Raw genomic sequence first — 19,782 nt, forward strand, 5'->3', positions numbered from 1 at the left:
CGCTGCGAAAGCAGGAACTCTGTTCCTTCTCTCTACCTCCATTTGACCACCACCCTTGCCTTCCCCTATAGAGCGCCCAATATTTGTTGCGCTTCGCAGCCCGCAGTGCCGGGCGCCCAAAGGCAAGTTTCCATGAGCATGTCCCTCGCCGCCGAGACGCCGTCTCGCGCCATCACTGAGCCCTATCGCACCCGCCGGACCTTCGCGATCATCTCGCACCCGGACGCGGGCAAGACCACGCTGACCGAACGGCTGCTGGCCGCTGCCGGCGCGATCCAGTCTGCCGGCGCGGTGCGTGGCAAGGCCGGCACGCGCTCGACGCGTTCGGACTGGATGGAAATGGAGCAGCAGCGCGGCATTTCCATCACCTCATCGGTGATGACCTTTGACTATGACGGGCTGACGCTCAACCTGCTCGACACGCCAGGCCACTCGGACTTTTCCGAGGATACCTATCGCACCCTGACCGCCGTCGACGCAGCCATCATGGTGATCGACGCCGCCAAGGGCATCGAAGCGCAGACCCTCAAACTGTTCGAAGTCTGCCGCCTGCGCGACATCCCCATCATCACCTTCATCAACAAGGTGGACCGCGAGGGCCTCAGCCCGCTCGATCTGATCGACGAAATCCAGGGCAAGCTGGCGCTCGATCTTACGCCTGTGCTGTGGCCGATCGGGCAGGGGGTGGATTTCCACGGCTATCTCGACCTGTTGGAAAAGCGCGTGCTGAACCCCCAGGGCAAGCCGATTGCCGAATATAATGCCATCGAAGACCTGCTCGACAACGACGCGCTCATCGAAGACCCCGTCTTCATGACCGCGCTCGAAACCCTCGAAATGGCCACGGCCATGCTGCCGCCCTTCGATCTCGACACCTTCCATGCCGGGCATCTCAGCCCCGTGCTGTTCGGCTCGGCCCTCAAGGGCATTGGCGTGGCCGAACTGCTGCGCACGCTGGGCGAATGGGGCCCCGAGCCGCGTCCGCAGCCGGCCATTCCCGCACCCATCGAGCCCGCCGATGAAAAGGTCACCGGCTTCGTGTTCAAGGTGCAGGCGAACATGGACGCCAACCACCGCGACCGCATCGCCTTTGTTCGCCTATGCTCAGGCACCTTCACCCGCGGCATGCGCCTCAAGAATGTGCGCTCGGGCAAGGACATGGCCGTGTCCAACCCGATGTTCTTCTTCGGCAATGACCGCGAACTGGCCGAGCAGGCTGTGGCCGGCGATATCGTCGGCATTCCCAACCACGGCACGCTTTCTGTCGGCGATACCCTCACCGAGGGCGCGACGATCAATGTGACGGGTATTCCCAACTTCGCCCCGGAAATCATCCGCCGCGTGCGCCTCACCGATCATATGAAGACCAAGCAGATGGCCAAGGCCCTCTCCGACCTGTCGGAAGAAGGCGTCACCCAGGTGTTCCGCCGCGTCGTCGGCGCCGACTGGATCGTGGGCGTTGTCGGCCAGCTGCAGCTCGAAGTGCTGTCGTCGCGCGTCGCCAAGGAATATGGCGTGCCGATCACCTTTGAGAGCCTCAATTATGAAGTGGCCCGCTGGATCGAGAGTGATGATCCCAAGGAATTGGAACGCTTCATCGCCGCCCAGAAGATGAATATTGCCGAGGACCGCACCGGTGCCCCGGTCTTCCTCGCGCAAAACGCCTGGTGGGCCGACCGCGCCAAGCAGGATTTCCCGAAGATCCGCTTCCTCACCACGAAGGAACGGCATTGACCGACCGTATCGAAGAGTTCCTGAGCGCAGTGAAATCGGCCTTTGCCGGCAACACGCTGGTCAAGCTGAAACTGGCTGGCTATCACGGCGGCGAAGCCGATCTTAAATCCATCGACGTCAAGAAGATCGTCGCCAAGGGGGTGGAGAAGTTCAGCTTCACCTTCCATTACAAAACCCGCGACATCATCAAAAACCAGATCCAGCCCGAGGCCTTGGGCAATCTGCGCATTGCCCTCAAGGACGAGTTCCGCAGCGCTCAGCTCGCCACCACCGAGTTCGATCTGAGTTTCGAGCGCAATGGCGACAAAATCCGCCTCAAGCGCACCGAAGTCGCCGGCCGTGAAGCCCCCTCGACCGACCACAACCGCGCCAAGAACCGTCCTTTGGCCGAGACCAATAAGCCATACCTGCATGCCCTTGGCATCACCGGCAAGGACGGCGTCGTGCGCAACGACGCGCAGGATAAATTCCGCCAGATCAATAAGATGGTCGAAATCTTTGCCCCCTTGATTCAGGCGATCAAGGCGGAAAAACCCCGCATCGTCGATATGGGGGCGGGCAAGGGGTATCTCGATTTCGCGCTCTATGACTACCTCGCCAATGTCGCCAAGCGCCCCGCCGAGATCGTCGGCGTCGAAATGCGCGACAAGTTGGTTGAGGACGGCAATGCGACCGCCGCCCAGTCTGGTTTTTCGGGTCTCAACTTCCAGCCCGGCACCATCCTCGATTCCGACGCGACTGGCGCCGACGCCGTCATTGCGCTGCATGCCTGCGACACGGCCACTGACGACGCCATCTACAAGGGCATCGCTGCCGGTGCCTCGCTGATCGCCGTCGCGCCCTGCTGCCACAAGCAAATCCGCCGCCAGATGGAAGCCGGAAAGCCCGAGGATAAGTTGTCGATCCTGCTCCGCCACGGCATTTTCATGGAGCGCCAGGCCGAAATGGTCACCGATGCCCTCCGTGCCCTTTATCTCGAGCTAAATGGTTACCGCACCAAGGTTTTCGAGTTCGTCTCCGACGCCCACACGCCCAAGAACAACCTGATCGTCGCCGAAAAAGACGGCCGCGTCGGCCGCGATCGCGACGCGATTCTCAGGCAGATAAGTGAAACCAAGGCCATGTTCGGCATAGAGCGGCATTACCTGGAAGGTCTGCTAGGGCTGTAGCTCCGGCGATTTTCCAAGCTGTGGGTTTATAAATCCCACGCCAACGGCTATATGCTGATGCAACAGCAAGCTCTCCCGAGACCCATGACCAAGATCACTTACGTCCAGCAGGACGGCGAACGCATCGAGACCGAAGGCCAGAACGGGGCCACCGTGATGGAAACGGCCATCATGAACGGCATTCCGGGCATTATCGCCGAATGCGGCGGCGCCTGCACCTGCGCTACTTGCCATGTTTACGTCGACGACGCCTGGACCGAAACGGTCGGCGGCCCGTCCAACATGGAGGAAGACATGCTCGACTTCGCCTTCGACGTGCGGGCCAATAGCCGTCTGTCCTGCCAGATCAAGGTCAAGGATGAACTCGACGGCCTGGTCGTCCACGTGCCGAGCCGCCAAGGTTAGAACTCCAAAGCTACCCCACCCACGATGTCATCCCGGCGCAGGCCGGGATCCATGCTGAAGGCTATCCCAGCATGGCCTGTGTGGAGAGAACACAGCATGGATTCCGGCCTGCGCCGGAATGACACCGTGTTTGTGAGAACATCGCAGCCATATCCCGAGAGTAAAATTTTCTCCGCATCTCCGGCGCAAAGATTCATTTAGCGGGTTTGTGGTATTCCCATTGTCGGCGTTCTGCGCCACGCCTTGCTAGGGAAATATAAAAGCTATTGAATTTCAACGCCTTGTATATGTGGGCCGGAGTGGATTATTTTGCCCGCCACTCACAACAGGGTTCCAATGGGTTATCTCAACACATTTCCGTTGAGCTACAAGGTACAGGGTCTGCGCATCGTCATCGTCGGCGGTGGTGAAGAAGCCCTCAACAAAGCCCGGCTGGTGACTAAGACGACCGCTCAGGTCGTGATTATATCCGAACAGATCGCAGCCGATTTTTCCGGCCTTTCCGTCACCCTGATCGAGCGCGATTTCATCGCCGCCGATCTCGACAATACCGCCCTGGTTTTCGTTGCCGAGGAAAGCGCCGCCGCGGACCGTGCCAAGGCCGAAGCCCGCGCCCGTAGCATCCCGCTCAATGTGGTCGACGTTCCCGCCGAATGCGATTTCTACACCCCCTCCATCGTTGATCGCGCGCCGCTCACCGTCGCCATCTCCACCGAAGGCGATGCCCCGGTGCTGGCCCGTCTTGTGCGTGCTCGTGTTGAGGCGATGCTGTCGCCCCGCATTGGCAAAATCGCCAGGCTCGCCGGTGGTTTACGCCACAAGGTTGAGAGCCTGATTCACGATGGCGCCGCCCGCCGCCGGTTCTATGAGGCGCTGGTGACCTCGCCCGCCATCGAAGCCGCCGAAGCTGCAGGGCAGGGCGCTGACGCCGCCGAAACCCTGCTGGCCCAGCATGCCGATGCCCAGGCACACGGCGTCGTCTGGCTGATCGGCGCTGGTCCGGGCTCGGAAGACCTGCTCACCCTGCGCGCCCAGCGTCTGCTGCAGGAAGCCGATGTCATCGTGCATGACCAGCTGGTGCCGGATGCCGTGGTGCAGATGGGCCGCCGCGATGCCGAGCAGATTTCGGTTGGCAAGGCCAAGGGCCATCACAGCTTTTCGCAGGCCCAGATCAACACGCTGATTGTTCGCCTGGCCAAAGAGGGCAAAAAGGTCGCCCGCCTCAAATCCGGCGATCCGATGATTTTCGGCCGCGCCGGCGAAGAAATCGCCGCTCTGCGCAAGGCCGGCGTGCCCTATCAGATCGTGCCCGGCGTCAGCGCCGCCCTTGCCGCTGCCGCCGATACCGCCACCCCGGTCACGCTGCGTAAAGTCTCCAGCGGCTTCGTGATGGCCACTGCCCATGGCGCCGATGATAGCGACCTCACCCATTGGGCCGCTCTCGCCCAGTCCGGCCTGACGCTGGCGCTGTACATGGGCAAGTCCATCGCCCCCGCGGTCGCCGCCCGCCTGATCGAGCAGGGCGCCAGTGCCGCGCTGCCCATCGGCATCGTGGTCAATGCCGGCCGGGCCGACAAATCCACCTATTCTGGAACTCTGGGAACGCTGGCGGCCAATGCCGTGGCGTTTGCCGATGGTCCGGCAATCATTTTCGTAGGCGAAGCCGTTGAGGCCGGTGATTGGGCAGAGGCTGCCCAGCTCACCGGTATGAGCTTCAAAGTAGCGTGACGACATGGAAATTCTGACCGGCAATGAGCTGACATCGGGCGGGACGGTTTATCTCGACGCCCACAATAACTGGGTCGAGGACCTGCAAGCCGCACGTCTGTTCGGCAAGGAAGAGACTGCCGAGCGCGATGCTGCTTTGGTGGCCACCAAGGCCGGTGGCCGCGTCATCAGCCTTGAAATCGAGGAAGTGAGCCAGGCGGACGGCCAAATCGTCCCCAAGCGCTTGCGCGAACGTATTCGGGCGGCGGGCCCCACCGCGCCCCTGACATTGAACGGCGAGATTTACGACCGCCAGCATCTGGATGAGGACGGTCATGTATCGATATGACGAATTCGACGCGGCTTTCGTTGCGGGCCGCACCAGCCAATTTGCCGATCAGGTCAAGCGTCGCCTCTCGGGCGAGCTGAGCGAAGACCAGTTCCGCCCCCTGCGGCTGATGAACGGGCTCTACCTGCAATTGCACGCCTATATGCTGCGCATCGCCGTGCCCTATGGCACGCTGTCGTCGCGCCAGATGCGCAAGTTTGCCCATATCGCCCGCACCTATGATCGTGGCTATGGCCACTTCACCACGCGGCAGAACATTCAGTTCAACTGGCCCAAGCTCAAGGACATTCCGGTGATCCTGGAGGAGCTGGCTTCGGTCGAGATGCACGCCATCCAGACCTCGGGCAATTGCATCCGCAATGTCACGGCCGACCATTTCGCTGGCGCTGCCGCCGACGAGATCATCGACCCGCGCCCGATTGCCGAAATCCTGCGCCAATGGTCGAGCCTGCATCCCGAATTCAGCTATCTGCCGCGCAAGTTCAAGATCGCCATCACCGGCGCGCCGAATGACCGCGCCGCCATCCGCTTCCACGATATTGGCCTGCAGGCCGCCACCAATGCGGCCGGCGAAATTGGCTGGGAAGTCTGGGTTGGTGGTGGCCTTGGCCGTACGCCGATGATCGGCAAGCTGATCAACAGCTTCGTGCCCAATGAGCACCTGCTGGCCTATCTGGAATCCATCATGCGGGTCTATAACCGCTATGGCCGCCGCGATAACAAGTACAAGGCGCGCATCAAAATCCTGGTGCACGAAGAAGGCCTTGAGACCATCAAGGGGCAGGTCGAAGCCGAGTTTGCCGAGGTGCGCGGTGGCGTTTTGACCCTGCCGTCCGAGGAAGTGGACCGCATCACGGCCTATTTCGCGCCGCCGTCCTTCAAGGCGCAACCGGCCACCAAGATCGATGTGGCCTATCAGTCCATCATCGATCCCGCCTATGGCCGCTGGCTCGACCACAATATCAATTCGCATCGCGAAGCCGGCTATGCCTCGGTCACCATCTCCCTCAAGCCTGTTGGCGGCGCCCCGGGCGATGCCACCGATAAGCAGATGGACGACATTGCCGATATCGCCGAGCGCTACGCGTTCGACGAGTTGCGCGTGACCCATGAGCAGAACCTGGTCCTGCCCCATGTCGCCATTGCCGACCTCCGCGCCGTCTATGACGCGCTGGTCGCCACCGGCCTCGCCGAAGGCAATACCGGGCTGATCACTGACATGATCTGCTGCCCGGGCCTTGATTTCTGCGCCCTGGCCAACGCCCGTTCGATCCCCATCGCGCAGGAAATCAGCCGCAAGTTTGCCGAACCCAAGCGGCAGGCCGAAATCGGCGATCTCAAGATCAAGATTTCCGGCTGCATCAATGCCTGCGGCCACCACCATGTCGGTCACATCGGTATTCTGGGCGTCGAGAAAAAGGGCGGCGAACTCTATCAGATCACCCTGGGCGGCGACGCCACCGAGCACGCCTCCGTCGGCAAAATCATCGGCCCCGGCTTTGAGGCCGATGCGGTCCCCGGCGCCATCGAAACGCTGGTTGATACCTATATCGCCAAGCGGACCAGCGCGGATGAAAGCTTCATCGCCGCCTATCGCCGCCTGGGCGAAGCCCCGTTCAAGGAGGCCCTCTATGGCACTGCCTAAATTGGCCCCGGTCCCCGCCGGGCACGACAAGCTGCGCGCCCTCGGCATTCTCGCCCTCAACGGCATGTTCGACGAGATGGACGCCGTTGGTGTCCTGCGGCAGGCCGCCAGCGAAATCCTCGTGGGCGATCTGGCTATTGTCTCCTCGTTCGGTGCGGATTCGGCCGTGCTGCTGCACCTCGTCGCGCAGGTCGATCCGAGTCTGCCGGTCTATTTCCTCGAAACCGGCAAGCATTTCCGCGAAACGCTGGACTATGTCGAAACGCTCAAAAAGCATCTCGGCCTGATCAATGTGCATGCCCTCCACCCCAATTCCGAGGATGTGAAGCGCTTCGATCCCAAAGGCGATCTCTGGGAAACCGACCCGGATTCATGCTGCCATATCCGCAAGACCGAGCCGCTTGAGCCGGTCACCGAGCAATATGGTGGTTGGGTCACGGGCCGCAAGCGCTTCCAGACCAAGGAACGCGGCGTGCTGCCGCATTTCGAGCTGACGAGTGATGATCGCATCAAGGTCAATCCGCTGGCCTATTTCACCGATGCCGATGTCAACCAATACAAGATCGACCACGGCTTGCCCGAGCACCCGCTCTTCGCTAAGGGCTACAAGTCGATCGGCTGCGCGCCCTGCACCTCGGTGGTTGCCGAGGGCGAGGACCCGCGTGCCGGCCGGTGGCGCGGCCTCAACAAAAAAGAGTGCGGCATCCATTTCGACTTCAACGGAGCGATCGCCAAGCCGATGACTGCCGCCACCAAACACACACTCTGGAAGGATGGCGCCTTCATCGCTGACCCGTTCCATGAATGGGCCGAAGGCGACGACCCCGCGAGCGTCAGCTACAAGCATGTGCCGCTTTCCGTGTTCCTGGCCAATCGCGACGCCGTGCTGGCCAATCCGCATCCGTTGGGCCTGCTGATCGTGCCGGGCGACCGGATCGAGGATGCCGAGGCCGATCTCGCTCGCTTTGCCTCCATCGCCATCAAATTCCCCGCCTTTACCGATGGGCGCGGCTATTCGGTGGGCCGGCTGCTGGCCGAGCGCTACGGATATGGCAATGAAATCCGGGCGATAGGCGATGTGCTTCAGGATCAGATTCCGCTGATGCGCCGCTGTGGCTTCAATGCCTTCGTCGTCTCCCACGAGCCGACCCGCCAGGCCCTGATCGAGAACCGCCTGCCAGAAGTGGCGCTGTTCTACCAGCCCGTGGGCATTACCGAAGTCCCCGCCGGCACGCGCCCCTTCCTTCGCCGCGCCCATTGAGGTAAGTGGAGCGGGTTTGTCACATTAACCCACCGGGTTGGTCTTGCGAAAGCGGGAACCCCCGTTGCTGAAACAGAGGTTCCCGTGGATGCGGGACACCGAGGTATAGTCAAACCTCGGCAAGAACGGACTTTGAGAAAAGCATGAGCACTGAGATCACCACCGATGTCGTCGTCATTGGCGCGGGCCCCTGCGGGCTGTTCGCGGCCTTTGAACTCGGACTGCTCGACCTCAAATGCCATTTCATCGACATTCTGGACCGCCCCGGCGGGCAGTGCGCCGAGCTCTATCCCGAAAAACCGATCTACGACATTCCTGGCTTCCCGGTGGTGACCGGCCAGGATCTGACCGACAATCTGATGGCCCAGATCGCCCCCTTCGCGCCCGAGTTCCACTTCAATCGCATGGTCAACTCCATCGAGAAGCAGGAAGACGGCTCGTTCAAGCTGGAAACCGATGCCGACGAGATTTTCCACGCCAAGGTGGTGGTCATCGCCGCCGGCGGCGGCTCATTCCAGCCCAAGCGCCCGCCGGTCGAGGGCATTGAGGCATTCGAGAACAAGTCGGTGTTCTATTCCGTCCGCAAGATGGATGATTTCCGCGATCAGGACGTCGTCATTGTCGGCGGCGGCGATTCAGCGCTGGATTGGACGCTTAACCTGCAACCTATCGTGCGCTCGCTGACCCTGGTGCACCGCCGCGATGCCTTCAAGGCCGCGCCGGCTTCGGTCAACAAGATGAAGGAAATGGTGGCCGAGGGTAAGATCAATTTCCTGCTCGGCCAGATCGGCAAGCTCGATGGCGAAAATGGCCAGATCAACCATGTGCATCTGACCACCGATGCCGGTGATCTCTCAGTGCCCGCCACGCGCCTGCTGCCGTTCTTCGGCCTCACGATGAAGCTGGGCCCGGTGGCCGATTGGGGCCTTGAGCTCAACGACAACACGATCAAGGTCGATACCGAGAAGTTCGAGACCTCGGTGCCCGGCATTTTCGCCATTGGCGACATCAATTGGTATCCAGGCAAGCTCAAGCTGATCCTCTCTGGCTTCCACGAAGCGGCGCTGATGGCCCAGGCCGCCAAGAAGATCGTCTCGCCCGATGAGCGTGTGGTGTTCCAATACACCACCAGCTCCACCAAGCTGCAGAAGAAGCTGGGCGTCGCCTAATTCCCGCATCGCGGTTTTATTGCCAGCACCGCCTTCCCCTTGCGGGGGAGGCCGGGAGAGGGGTATGGACGCCCCAAGAGTTGAGGAAGCGCCCATGAAAATCCAAGTCACCGACCAGGCCGGCGACGTCCACGAGCTTGAAGGGCTCGAGGGCTGGCGCGCGATGGAAGTGATCCGTGACTGGGGCCTCAACATCAAGGCCGAATGCGGCGGCGCGCTCAGCTGCGCCACCTGCCATGTCTATGTCGACAAGGACTGGATGGACGCGGTGGGCGCCCCCAGCGACGAAGAAGAGGATATGCTGGATTCGGTGGGCGACGTCCGTTCCAATTCGCGCCTCTCCTGCCAGATACTAATGAGCGACGCACTGGATGGCCTCAAGCTCACTTTGGCCCCCAGCGCCGCCAAGGATTGAGGCTGGACGCAACGCGGCATTGCCACCCAGATAACCTTGCGGTCGTCATTGCCCGGCTCGTCCGGGCAATCCATCTGTCCTCCGCATGGACCACCCGGACAAGCCGGGTGGTGACGGTGGATGCGACCTATTCCGCCGCAACGTCCAGAGCGACATCGCCATAGCGCTCGATGAACGCCGCAAATTTATCCGTCCAACCCGACAGGAACGTCGCCGTTGCCTCGTCGGTCACTTCCAGCTCATCGGTGATCAGCCCCGGCTTCATCGTGAAATACATTTCCGGCTGCCCCATCACGATCAGCCCATAGACCGGCAGGATGGACCGCAAATGGCCCTGGCCGGCTGCCGTGCCAACGGCGCCAACCGAAGCGCCAATCAGCGCCGTGGGCTTGCCATGCCAGGAGCTTTGCCCCCAGGGCCGCGAACCCCAGTCCAGCGCGTTCTTGATCAGCGCGGGGAAGGAGCGGTTGAGTTCGGGCATGGCGATCAGTACGGCATCGTCGCCTTCCACCAGCTGCTTGAACTGGGTGACCGCCTCGGGCGGGTTGCTCCACAGCTCATTGTCATAATGGGGCAGGCTGCCCAGATCGGCATAATTGAACTTCAGCTTGCCACCCGCCAGCTTCTCCAGCGTCTGCGTCAGCTTGCGATTGATGGAATTGGGGCTCAGGCTGCCAACGAGGACGGCGACGGTTTTCATGATGGACCCTATGGTATCCGTTAGAGACTGACGCTATATGAGTGACTGTCTCATCCGCCGCAAGACGGCACTTTTGCGATACGACAGGCACTAAAATGAAACCAGTTGATCCCCATAACGATTGCCGCCCGGTCGGCGAAATCCTGCACCAGATCGGCGGCAAATGGACCGTGTTGATCATCAACAAGCTCAGCGACGGCCCGCTGCGTTTTGGCGAAATCAAGCGGGAGATTGGCGGCATCAGCCAGAAAGTGCTGACTGCAACCCTGCGCGATCTGGAAATGGATGGCTTCGTCACGCGCACCGTGACGCCCTCGATTCCCCCGCGGGTCGATTACGAACTGACCGAATTGGGCCGTGACCTGCAAAAGCCGCTCCAGGCCCTTGGCGCCTGGGCGCTGGACAACCGCCCCAAAGTCATCGCTGCCCGGATGCGCTATTTCGACGAACACCCCGACGCCATGCCCAAACCCAGGGGCCGGGTGGCGCTACAGGCTCCGCCGCTGCTGGCGGCGGAGTAAGCCCCTCATCCCAACCGAATTCGCAAACGCGAATTCGGTGACCCTGTGGGCACCTTTTCCCACGAGGGGGAAGGGGCTCGGTGGGATGGAGAGGCACTGAGCCAACCCTCGCCCCTTGTGGGAGAGGGACAGATCATTCTTCGTCCAGAAGAATGGTCAGGGTGAGGGGTTGCTTCCGCAAGCACCAGCGGACGGGTTGCCTAACCCGCCTTCCCAGCCTCCGCCGTCACCTTCGTCAATTCCGGAATAAAATCCCGCACCATCGGCTGTTTCTGCGTCTCGAACGGTAGCGGCCGCACCACGCGCATCGCCGCGATCCCCACCCGAACCGTCATCAAGCCGTTGACCACGCCTTCGCCCAGCCGCGCCGAGAGTTTGGCCGCCAGCCCCTGGCCTATCAGCTGCTCGACAATGCCATCGGTCAGCACCAGGCCACCCGTCACCGCCAGATGCGCCAGCACGGCTCCGGTGAGCCGCCAGGAGCCGAAAAAGCCTGGGCGGGCCCCGTAGAGCGCCGCAATCGCCCCGGCCAGCCGAATGCTCTCATAGATCACGAAGGCAATGTCGACCAAGGCGCGCGGCGACACCGCCGTCACTAGCGCCACTCGCCGGGCTGAGGCCGCCGTCAGCGTCTTGGCCCGCGCATCGAGCGGCGCCATCAGGCTGCGCTCGGCCAGCGCAATGGCTTCATGCCCGTCAAACAGATGTGGCAGGTTATCGGCCACATGCTGTCGCGCCCGCGCCAGATCAGGCCGCGCGGCATAAATACCTTCCAGCCGCTCCACCACATGCTTTGCCTTGTGCTGGTCATTGTCGGCCGTCGCGGCAGCCGCGTCGTTCCGCAAATGATCGAGCACGCGCAGCCGCCGCAGCGCAAACATTTCCCGCGCCGCCAGCACCACCACCGCCAACACGAACAGCACCAGCACACCGATCCCGGCCCAGCCCAGCCATTCATTGCGCTCGAACAGGTCGCGGATCAGCCGGTCGGTAGCCAGCCCCAGCCCGGCCGACAGCAACACGCCGCCCGTGGTCCAGGCCAGCCGCCCAAGCCAGCCCATGGGCCGGGGCGGTGGCGCGGCGAGGGTTTCATCCACCGCCGGGTCAAAGTCGATTTCGGCAATCTCCACCTTGGCCGGTGCAAAGGCGCGCGGCACGCGCAGCGCCTCGCTATCCTCGGTGATGGTCGCGGTCGGGCGGGCAATGGGGCGTTTCATGCGAGCCAATCTCCCACCAGATAATCCAGCGCCCGATCAAACCTGATATGGGGCAGCACCACGTCGCCGGCCGCATTGCGGTCGAGTTTTTGCGGCGGGGTGAAGCGCAGGAAGTTCAGCGCCACGGGCGTGCCATCCTCGAACAATGAATCCGGCCGCTCCGGCAAGTCGCCGGGAAACAAAGCAATTTCGGTTTTGCCGTCATAGCTGGTGCCATCCAGCACTTCGCCCGCCATGGGCGTGCCGATAATGGTGGGCAGCGTCTCGCCGCCCTCGACAATGCTGCCCTCGCGCGTTGCCCGAATGCCGGCCAGCGCAATGGATTTGGTTTCTGCCCCGGCAAAGCGCGCCCGCTTGCTGGCGCTGGCGACCAGCCGGTTGAGGATCGCCTCCAGCCGGTCGTGGCTGGTGTGATGCACATGGTCGGCCTTGGTCGCGGCAAAGAGAATCCGGTCGATCTTGCGCGTAAAGGGTCGCAGCAGTGCATTGCTCTCGCCCTGCCGGAAGCAAGACAGCACCGCTGTCAGCGCCGTCTCCAGATCGGCCACGGCAGCCGGCCCGGCATTGAGTGCCCGCAGCGTATCCACCAGCACCACCTGCCGGTCCAGCCGGGCAAAATGATCGCGGAAGAAAGGCCGCACCACGCGGTCCTTATAGGCCTCGTAGCGATGCTCCAGCATGGCATAAAGGCTCGATGAGCGCGCCCGCTGGTCCGAAGGCGGCAGAGGCGCAAAGGTCAGCGCGGGCGAGCCCTCAAGATCACCGGGCAGCAGGAATCGGCCTGGGGGTAGGGTGGACAGCGCCCCATGTTCCCGGCTGCGCCGGAGATAATCGGTAAAGGCGGCGGCCAGTTTTTCCGCATCGGGATCATTGGCCTCCTTGTGCGGATCAATCGACCCCAGCAGTTCAAGGAACGGCTTGGCCTCCTTGCCCGATCCGGGGCGATGGGCGCGCTCCAGCGCCTCGGCGCTCCATTCGGCAAAGGACAGACCCAGCAGCGGCAGATCAAGAATCCATTCGCCGGGATAATCGACAATATCGAGATTGAGCGTCGAAGGGCCGCGCAGCCCGGAATACCAGTGTTTGGACTGGTATTTGAGCACGATGCGCAGCTGGGAAATCTGCCTCGTGCTGTCGGGCCAGACGGGCGTCTTGCCGGTCAGCGCTTCCAGATGCCGTTCATAGGCGAAGCGGGGAATTGTCGCATCGGGATATTCAGCTAGCCGCGCGCCGATAAAGCGTCCCTCGGCCAAGGGCGTGAAGCCGGGCAGGCGGCCGCCGGTGAGCAGGTTATGCACCAGCGCTGTAATGAAAATGGTCTTGCCGGCCCGGCTGAGACCGGTAACGCCCAGCCGCAATGTCGGGGTGAAGGCGCCGGTTGCCGCGTCGGTCAGATTGGCCAGGGCGATGCCCAGTTCGTCGACAATAGTGGTGGGAGATTGGGGCACGCGCACTCCTGGTCAGACCGCTGCAAGATAGGGCTTTGCGCAGGCGGTTCAAGCGCTCTTGCTGTCACGGGGATGTCTTGTCGGTTCGCTAGACCGCAATATGTTATCTTATTACGGAGCATCCCATGCGATTGACGATGGTTCTGGCGGCGGTCCTGCTGTCCGGTAGCGTTTTGCCAGCCTTGGCGCAGGATCACGTTCATGAGGTGAGCGCCGGCGCGATCACTCTGGTTCATCCCTGGGCGCGTGCGGCCAAGGCCGGCGCCGATACGCTGGTCTTCATGGAAATCGTCAATGAGGGTGCCGCCGACAAGCTTGAGAGCGCCAGCACCGCCGCTGCGGCCAGCGTTTCCATCGTCGGCGCGACGCTCAGCGACGGTGAAGCCAGCTATCAGGAGGTCGGCGCGGTGGATATTCCCGCCGGTGATTTCGACCTGGACCCCAATGGCCTGGGGCTCCTGCTGACTGGTCTTACCCAGGATCTGGAGCAGGGCGGTGACTTCGAGCTGACGGTGCATTTCGCCACGGCGGGCGACGTGACCGTGCATGTCGAAATCGAGGCCGCGGATGCGACCCAGCATAGCCATGCCGGGCATAGTCACTAGACTTGGCGAGGTCCTGCCTTAGCGCAGGGCCTCCACTACCGGCCGCCGGTAGATCAACAGCGCCGGAATTGTCGCCAGCGCCAGCCCCAGCGCCACCAATGCGCCTACCAGTCCAAGCTCGCGGCCGCCAATGGTGGCCCGCATGGCGACGCCGGTATTTTGCGCCAGCAGTTCGGATACGATTGCGGCAAGCCCCCAGCCCAGCACCAGCCCGATCAGGGCCCCGGTCACGATCATTGCCGCGACATAGACCCAGACCGTCACGAAAATGAAGCTGCGCGATGCGCCCAGCGCCCGCAGCACGGCAAAGCGCTGCCGCTGCAGGTCGAGAATGGCGACGATGCCGGCGAGGATGGCCGCGATCACCAGCGCCTGGGCGGCCAGCGTCAGCCCGCTCATGATGGCGGTGGCGTCGCCCAATACGGCGTAGAGCTCCACCAACACCTCGGCGGGAAAGAAAGCGGTGGATTGCGCCGTGCGATATTGCCCGCGCAGGCCATAGGCGGCCGCGACATTGGCTGGTTTGACCACGATGGCGGGCAAGCCGGGCAAGGCATCGCCATCAAAGGGCAGGCCCAGATGAGTGTCGCCCGCTGCGTGCCCGGTACCCAGACCATGGGCCACCCAATTATATTCGATGGGCACGACAATGGCGCGATCCCAGGGCGTGCCGGTGGGCTGCATACGGCCCACAACGGTGAGATTGTCGTGGTCACCATGGTCCGGAGCCTCGCCGCCCGCCTCCAATGCGTCGGCGGCATCGTCAGCATCGCCGCCCCCACCCGCGCCATGGCCGTGGCTGACGGCGAGGCTATCCCCCAGCCTGTGTGGCGAGAGAGCCCCCACCACTGCCTCGTTGATCGCGGTAAAGCTGCGCCCCTCCGCGAGCCCCTGCGACAGATGCTCGACAAAGGGCGCGATGGTGCCCACGACGGGAGCGCCATCGATATTGTCGCCAAAGCCGATTGGGGCAACGAAGTCGGCCTGGGGTTCGGCGAGCAGCGCTCGCGTCACAGTGGGATCGAGCAGTTCGACCGCGGTGGGATTGAGATAGACCACCGAGAACAGCACGTCGTTGAAGCTGCCGGGTGCCGCCACGATCAGATCGAACCGGTCAGCCGCGCGGGCGCTGCCGACGCGCAATGCGCGTTCCTGGGCCGAAATCGCAATGCCCAGGGCCACGGCCAGCGCCACGACCACGATGAACAGGATCACGGTGAAACGGTTGCGGAGCAGGGAGGCCCACACGATGGGGAAGGGGTTCATGCCGGCGCTTTGCTGTCTATTGTCATCGGCCGCCCATGATCGAGCCGCACCACCGTATCGGCGAGCGCCAGCAGCGCCGGATCGTGCGTGGCTGCGATGACCGTGCGACCTTCTTCGCTCGCCAATTGCCGGAGGATGCCGATGACGCCTTCGCCCGATTTGGCGTCGAGGCTGGCAGTGGGTTCGTCGGCAAAGATGATGGACGGGTTGCCGATCAGCGCCCGGGCAATGGCGACGCGCTGCTGTTCGCCGCGGGATAGAAGATTGGTCCGCCGCCGCTCATGCGGCACCCCGAGCGTATCGAGGCGCAGCCTGGCGCGGGCCTTGAGCGGAGCGGCGGAGAAGCCCGAAAACCAAGCTGAAGCAATGACATTGTCGAGCGGGCTCAGTTCCTGAATCAGGTGAAAGTCCTGGAAGATGAAGCCGGCATGGTCCCGCCGCCAGCGGTCCCGCCGGCCTTCGGCCAGGGCCGCGATATCGGTGCCGGCCCAATCGATCTCTCCACTCGCCGGGCGGAGCAATCCGGACAGCAGGTAGAGCAGGGTGGATTTTCCGGAGCCCGAAGGTCCCGACAGCACCGTCAGAGTGCCCGGGGCGATCCGCATCTGCGGCAGGTCGATGACGGCGTCATGTCCGAAGGCAAGTTTGAGGCCGGAGATGGCCAGAGGCAGTCCCGGCATAATGATCTAGAGCCTGCGATAGGAAACGTCGAGCAGGCGGACGAAGCTGACAAAGCCGGTATTGGCATCGGTCTTGATGCCGGTGTCGAACGTACCTTCCACCCGGATCAGGCTGGAAAAGCGCACGAATTCCAGCGGCGTGGTGGCATAGGACAGCACGATGTCATTGGGCCAGTCGGCGGCGTCGTCGCAGAAGGGGCAGGTGGCCATGGGCGTCTTGGTCAGCACGAAGAAGTCGATTTCGGGCTTTAGAGGCGGGGCCATATAGCCGGTCATCTCGATGCGCTGGCCCTGCAGGGCGATAGCTTGAGGCGAAAGCTCCTTGCCGCGCAGATACATGTCGCGGAAACGCAGGTCGGGAACGGCGGCGCGGGCAGGCGTGGTGACGCCGGCAAAACTCAGTGCGGCTCCGGCAATTGCAAAGCTGGTGACGAAATTGCGTCGGTCCATGATCTTCCCTTTCGCTGAAAACGTAATCCGAGGCTAACAAATGGCCTTCGGGGCCATCGTGACAGGCACAGAAAAGTGATCAAAGACCGCCGGATTGCTCCGGCGGTCCAATTTTCTTGCAGCCGTCAGCTTACTTGGCAGCGGCGTTGAGGCCGATGGCCTTGGCCATCACGTGGTAGATCATGTTCTGCTCGATGACACCGTCGAACAGATAGGCCTGCGGGCCCTGGGCGAAGATGGCGACGTCGTCACCGGCATGGGTTTCCGAACCAAGTGGGATCAGCGCCTGCTGCAGGAAGTCGATATCGGTGGTGTCGACATCGGTCAGATTGGCGCGGGGTTCGTCAACGGTGGCACCAGGGCCGTTGAGATAGCCCAGGGTGGTGTAGGGCTTGCCGTCATCGCCTTCGCCGGCAATACCCAGGATCGGGTTATTGCGGGTCGGGTAGCCGGCGATCGAGAAGACGTGGCTGTGGTCGGCAGTGATCAGGATGAGGGTTTCTTCCGGGTTCACGGCGTCATAGGCAGCCTTGAGGGCTTCGGAGGCTGCGATGGCGTCGGTCAGGGCGCGGGCAGCATTGCCTGCGTGGTGGGCGTGGTCGACACGGCCGCCTTCAACCATCAGCACGAAGCCGTCTTCGTTCTGCTTGAGGATATCGATGGCCTTGACGGTCATTTCGGCCAGCGAGGGTTCGCCGCCGGCATCGGTGGCGCGGTCGGCTTCATACTGCATGTGCGAGCCGTTGAAGAGGCCCAGAACGCGAGCGGTCGAGGCGTCGAGCGCGTCGAACTGTTCCTTGTTCCAGACATACTGGCCATCATTGTGCTTGGCCTGCCATTCGGCGACCAGATCGCGTTCCTTGCGGGCGCCGGTGCGGGTGGCGTCTTCCGGATCGGCCTGCGATTCCAGCATGAAATTGGCGCGGCCACCGCCGAACACCACTTCGAAGCCGTCACCGAACGACCAGTCGACGAGCTGGGCGGCAATGTCCTTGCAGGTGCCGACAGCGTCTTCGGGCAGGTTGGTATCGGCTTCCCAGTCGCGGCCGACCGTGTGGGCATAGGCAGCGGCAGGGGTCGCGTGGGTGATGCGGGCGGTCGAGATGATGCCAGTGGCAAGGCCGGCTTCTTCAGCCTGCTCGAAGATCGACTTGGTGGTGGCGCCGGCCTGGGTGGAGCAATCTTCCAGCGCCGCCGTCTGGTCGACACCGATCGTGCCGTTCAGCGATTTGACGCCGCTGGTGATGGCGGTGGCGGTGGGGGCGGAGTCGGCGACCTGGCTGTCATGGGTATAGGTCTTGACCAGGGCGGTGTGCGGCAACAGCTGCTCGAAAGCCAGCGAATGCGACTCGCCGTCGACGCCGGCCAGCTGGCCTTCGTGGATGCGGGCAGCGGTGATGGTGGGGATGGAAAGGCCGTCAACGATGAACATGATGACGTTCTTGGCCTTGCCGGTATTGGGCTGGATGGCTTCCTTGGCGACCAGCGCTTCCTGGGCGGCCAGGAAGTAGCTGTCGTTGGCCTGCGGCAGAGCGGACTGAGCCAGGACCGGCAGAGTCAGGGCAAGCGTTGAAACGCCAGCGAAAAGAGCCCGTGAGAGCTTGACCATGGTGTTCACCTTCGTGGTTGGACGCTACGGCCAGCTCTGAAATCCGGCCGATATGTTCGACCCTTAGACGAGTGGTATGACACATAAAAGTAGTAACGTCATAACGTTACGATCACTTGGTGATGTAACGGCATGACGTTTTGCGGATATCGGGAAGGGCGCGCATGCCCTTCCCTTGAGGCGGCCGCTATGGACCGGTTAGGCCGCGATCTTGCCCGGGACCTCGATCTTGGGATTGCGGAAGCCCATGGCGATCCATGCGCCCAGCAGTTTTGCATAGAACGCGACCGTGTGGCTTTTGAGGTTCGGCATGTCCGCGGGCAGGCCCGAGGCGTCGGACAGGTCGCCGGTCATGGTTCGAAGTTCCGCTTTTGGCCGGGTTTGCTCGGGCCACAGGTGAAGATAGACGCTCAGCCAATGGGCGCCCTTCATTTCCAGGAAAAGCGGCGTATTGCAGCAGGTGGCGACGACGCGGCGCGAGCCGGCATCGGCCGACAGGCGGAATTCGCTCAGGTGTTCGGCGCCGAAGACAATGCGGACCCGATCCTTGCGATATTCCGCGCTGGGGGTGGAGTTATGTGGGGTCAGCATATTGTGGGCGCCGGGAAGCCGGGCGAGGCGTTGTGCGGCCGCCCGGCAGCTATTGCAGAGGCATTCCGATACCAGGATCGGAGCCCCTTCCACTGCGAGCCGTGTTTGCCCGCAGCTGCATCCAATGATCGTTTCGCTCAATTTATATCCTCCTCCATGACGTGAAACAGGTGCCGGATATACCGGTCCAGATGATCAAGACTTTCCCGCGCCAGCTCGGGGTTGTTGGCCGCCTTGGCCAGCACGAATCCGCCCTGCAGCACGGCCTGGGTGTGACGGGCCAGGCTTTCAGCGGTCCAGGCCGCCGTGATGCCGCGTTCCAGGCGGGCGGTCTCGATATCGGCTTCGAGCGTAGTGGCGTGGCTGAAAATGCTGTGGCCGCAGGCATCGCGAATGGCGGGGGAGGTCGCATAGACCTCCTGCGCCATCGTCCCGACCAGGCAGGTGAATTCGGCCAGCTCGCCCATGATGATTGCCTTGCGGAAGGCGACATAGGCGAGAACGCGTTCCAGAGCATCTGCCGGTTCGTGATAGGGCGCCGCCCCGAAAAAGCCGGTATTGGTTTCGGTCCAGAAATCGGCGGCGGCGACGCCCAGAGCGTCCTTGCTGCCGAAGTGATGGAAGAACGCGCCCTTGGTGACATCGGCCGCCACGCAGAGATCGTCGACGCTTGTCGCCGCGAAGCCTTTGGCACGGATGATATCCCGCGCCGCCTCGAGGAGCCGGGTTCGTGCATTGCCGCGTTCGGGTGAGTGCTTTGTGGGTCTGGACATGGCATATACATACCATACGGTTGGTATGTGTCAATCCTCGCCCACGCTGTGCGCTGGGCCGTCGCATT

At 62.6% G+C, this 19,782-nt stretch carries 20 protein-coding genes; 11 read left to right on the top strand and 9 right to left on the bottom strand.

The genetic code is table 11. The features are described from left to right. Nucleotides 1-132: 132 nt before the first annotated feature. The 9 genes from QQL79_RS04455 (at nt 133) to QQL79_RS04495 (ending at nt 9,854) form a co-directional block, all read left to right on the top strand. Nucleotides 133-1,734, top strand: a complete 1,602-nt coding sequence (locus tag QQL79_RS04455) for a peptide chain release factor 3 (RefSeq protein WP_284388317.1) — start codon at nt 133-135, stop codon at nt 1,732-1,734. Then, nucleotides 1,731-2,903 (top strand): class I SAM-dependent methyltransferase, encoded by a 1,173-nt coding sequence (locus QQL79_RS04460; protein WP_284388319.1) that lies wholly within the window; start codon nt 1,731-1,733, stop codon nt 2,901-2,903. The genes QQL79_RS04455 and QQL79_RS04460 overlap by 4 nt, the downstream gene beginning before the upstream one ends. An 84-nt stretch (nt 2,904-2,987) precedes the next feature. Next, the gene (locus QQL79_RS04465) at nt 2,988-3,308 is read left to right on the top strand and encodes a 2Fe-2S iron-sulfur cluster-binding protein (protein WP_284388321.1); all 321 of its coding nucleotides are present in this window, start codon (nt 2,988-2,990) and stop codon (nt 3,306-3,308) included. Nucleotides 3,309-3,644: 336 nt separating this feature from the next. Beyond that, nucleotides 3,645-5,036: a siroheme synthase CysG gene (gene cysG, locus QQL79_RS04470; RefSeq protein ID WP_284388323.1), complete on the top strand. Its 1,392-nt coding sequence runs from the start codon at nt 3,645-3,647 to the stop codon at nt 5,034-5,036. A gap of 4 nt (nt 5,037-5,040) precedes the next feature. After that, the gene (locus QQL79_RS04475; RefSeq protein ID WP_284388325.1) at nt 5,041-5,364 is read left to right on the top strand and encodes a DUF2849 domain-containing protein; all 324 of its coding nucleotides are present in this window, start codon (nt 5,041-5,043) and stop codon (nt 5,362-5,364) included. Then, nucleotides 5,351-7,009 carry a nitrite/sulfite reductase gene (locus QQL79_RS04480; RefSeq protein ID WP_284388327.1) on the top strand — a complete coding sequence of 553 codons (1,659 nt, stop codon included), beginning with the start codon at nt 5,351-5,353 and terminating at the stop codon, nt 7,007-7,009. The genes QQL79_RS04475 and QQL79_RS04480 overlap by 14 nt, the downstream gene beginning before the upstream one ends. After that, nucleotides 6,996-8,270 (top strand): phosphoadenylyl-sulfate reductase, encoded by a 1,275-nt coding sequence (locus tag QQL79_RS04485; protein WP_284388328.1) that lies wholly within the window; start codon nt 6,996-6,998, stop codon nt 8,268-8,270. Before QQL79_RS04480 ends, QQL79_RS04485 begins: the two co-directional genes overlap by 14 nt. Nucleotides 8,271-8,413: 143 nt before the next feature. Then, nucleotides 8,414-9,439, top strand: a complete 1,026-nt coding sequence (locus QQL79_RS04490; protein WP_284388329.1) for an NAD(P)/FAD-dependent oxidoreductase — start codon at nt 8,414-8,416, stop codon at nt 9,437-9,439. 94 nt (nt 9,440-9,533) lie between these two features. Beyond that, nucleotides 9,534-9,854: a 2Fe-2S iron-sulfur cluster-binding protein gene (locus QQL79_RS04495; protein ID WP_284388330.1), complete on the top strand. Its 321-nt coding sequence runs from the start codon at nt 9,534-9,536 to the stop codon at nt 9,852-9,854. A 127-nt stretch (nt 9,855-9,981) separates the two neighbouring features. Here the strand turns inward: QQL79_RS04495 and QQL79_RS04500 are convergent, their stop codons facing one another. Beyond that, nucleotides 9,982-10,554, bottom strand: coding sequence for an NADPH-dependent FMN reductase (locus QQL79_RS04500; protein ID WP_284388332.1), 573 nt, complete (start codon nt 10,552-10,554; stop codon nt 9,982-9,984). 95 nt (nt 10,555-10,649) lie between these two features. Between QQL79_RS04500 and QQL79_RS04505 the strand changes: the two genes are divergently transcribed. After that, nucleotides 10,650-11,075: a winged helix-turn-helix transcriptional regulator gene (locus QQL79_RS04505; protein WP_284388334.1), complete on the top strand. Its 426-nt coding sequence runs from the start codon at nt 10,650-10,652 to the stop codon at nt 11,073-11,075. 200 nt (nt 11,076-11,275) lie between these two features. Here the strand turns inward: QQL79_RS04505 and QQL79_RS04510 are convergent, their stop codons facing one another. Further along, entirely contained in the window at nt 11,276-12,292 is a 1,017-nt protein-coding gene (locus tag QQL79_RS04510; protein ID WP_284388336.1) for a YcjF family protein, read from the bottom strand. Further along, nucleotides 12,289-13,740 carry a YcjX family GTP-binding protein gene (locus tag QQL79_RS04515; protein ID WP_284388338.1) on the bottom strand — a complete coding sequence of 484 codons (1,452 nt, stop codon included), beginning with the start codon at nt 13,738-13,740 and terminating at the stop codon, nt 12,289-12,291. Before QQL79_RS04515 ends, QQL79_RS04510 begins: the two co-directional genes overlap by 4 nt. A 125-nt stretch (nt 13,741-13,865) precedes the next feature. On the opposite strand from QQL79_RS04515, the gene QQL79_RS04520 reads away from it, so the two are divergent. Further along, nucleotides 13,866-14,345, top strand: coding sequence for a copper chaperone PCu(A)C domain-containing protein (locus tag QQL79_RS04520; protein ID WP_284388340.1), 480 nt, complete (start codon nt 13,866-13,868; stop codon nt 14,343-14,345). An 18-nt stretch (nt 14,346-14,363) separates the two neighbouring features. Here the strand turns inward: QQL79_RS04520 and QQL79_RS04525 are convergent, their stop codons facing one another. The 6 genes from QQL79_RS04525 to QQL79_RS04550 all read right to left on the bottom strand — a co-directional run bounded on the left by QQL79_RS04525 (nt 14,364) and on the right by QQL79_RS04550 (nt 19,714). Next, complete coding sequence (locus QQL79_RS04525) at nt 14,364-15,611, bottom strand: FtsX-like permease family protein (RefSeq protein WP_284388342.1); 1,248 nt, start codon at nt 15,609-15,611, stop codon at nt 14,364-14,366. Then, on the bottom strand, nt 15,608-16,291 hold the full coding sequence (locus QQL79_RS04530) for an ABC transporter ATP-binding protein (protein ID WP_284388343.1): 684 nt from the start codon (nt 16,289-16,291) through the stop codon (nt 15,608-15,610). Before QQL79_RS04530 ends, QQL79_RS04525 begins: the two co-directional genes overlap by 4 nt. A gap of 6 nt (nt 16,292-16,297) precedes the next feature. Continuing rightward, complete coding sequence (locus QQL79_RS04535) at nt 16,298-16,741, bottom strand: hypothetical protein (RefSeq protein WP_284388345.1); 444 nt, start codon at nt 16,739-16,741, stop codon at nt 16,298-16,300. Nucleotides 16,742-16,871: 130 nt separating this feature from the next. Further along, a complete protein-coding gene (locus QQL79_RS04540; protein ID WP_284388347.1) occupies nt 16,872-18,350 on the bottom strand; it encodes an alkaline phosphatase in 1,479 nt (492 codons plus the stop codon). 198 nt (nt 18,351-18,548) lie between these two features. Continuing rightward, on the bottom strand, nt 18,549-19,082 hold the full coding sequence (locus QQL79_RS04545; RefSeq protein ID WP_284388350.1) for a GFA family protein: 534 nt from the start codon (nt 19,080-19,082) through the stop codon (nt 18,549-18,551). Continuing rightward, on the bottom strand, nt 19,079-19,714 hold the full coding sequence (locus QQL79_RS04550; RefSeq protein ID WP_284388353.1) for a TetR/AcrR family transcriptional regulator: 636 nt from the start codon (nt 19,712-19,714) through the stop codon (nt 19,079-19,081). The genes QQL79_RS04545 and QQL79_RS04550 overlap by 4 nt, the downstream gene beginning before the upstream one ends. Between the last annotated feature and the right edge of the window lie 68 nt (nt 19,715-19,782).

It is taken from the genome of Devosia yakushimensis, from assembly GCF_030159855.1.
In the GTDB taxonomy this organism is placed as follows: Bacteria; Pseudomonadota; Alphaproteobacteria; order Rhizobiales; family Devosiaceae; genus Devosia; species Devosia yakushimensis.